Genomic DNA, 892 nt, shown 5'->3' with positions numbered 1-892 from the left:
AGCCCAAGCTGGCCTATTGCCTGCCGATACCCCTATCGCGCTTTACTTTTCTCGCAGCAGCGAGATGCTCATTGCTATGTTGGCTGTGCTCAAAGCCGGTGGTGCCTATGTCCCTGTTTCACCAGACTACCCCGAAGCTCGGGTTGAATTTATTTTAACCGACACCAATACCGACTTAGTGCTAACGCAGGAAAGTCACTTACCCTCACTTAACCCTRTRCTTGGAAAAGGCGTGAAAGCGCTCCGTGTCAATACCCATGCACTGGCGGTGGAGCATGAGAATTTAGTGCGTCMAACGGCCTTGACTAACTTGGCTTATATCATCTACACCTCAGGGACAACCGGRCAACCCAAAGGCGTGATGCTCACTCAGCACAATGTGCTCTATTACCTWCAYGCCTTAACCCGCCAGTTAGGGGATAAGTATCGTAACATCGACTTTTCGTCTAACTACTGTTTTGACCTGTCWGTSACGACCACCTTATGTCCGCTYCTCGCGGGGCAAACCGTGTGTGTCTATGAAGGCGATATTCTTGATGCTGCCGCCTTTAGAGTTCACCTCAACGCCGCGAATATTGGTTTTGTAAAAACCACACCGAGTCTTGCCATGGCACTCTTACCAGGCAGTGACGCTCACGTTGATACCCTAATGCTCGGTGGTGAAGCGCTGACTGAGCAGGCCATTGACGCGTTAAGCGGCCATGTTAATGCTATCTTCGACGAATATGGCCCCACGGAAACCACTGTCGGCGCGATGCTGGCACAGGCGTACCCTCGCCTTCATCAAGGCATAGGTAAAGCCTATCCTAACGTTAATCTTCATGTATTATCTGAGTCGCTCCAGCCCATGCCTATTGGCGCACCGGGTGAGTTGTATATTTCAGGTCAGGTC

At 51.2% G+C, this 892-nt stretch carries 1 protein-coding gene; it reads left to right on the top strand.

Features of this window, described 5'->3' with window-relative positions; translation table 11 throughout:
* Positions 1 to 892, top strand: an 892-nt coding sequence (locus tag EAG18_RS22030; RefSeq protein WP_148098536.1) for an AMP-binding protein, incomplete at both ends; no start/stop codon positions are given.

The sequence above is a fragment of the Pseudoalteromonas sp. J010 genome, assembly GCF_003934235.1.
Taxonomy (GTDB): Bacteria; Pseudomonadota; Gammaproteobacteria; order Enterobacterales; family Alteromonadaceae; genus Pseudoalteromonas; species Pseudoalteromonas peptidolytica.
Note: the sequence above shows the minus strand (reverse complement) of the source record. Positions and strands in the feature narration are given on the sequence as shown.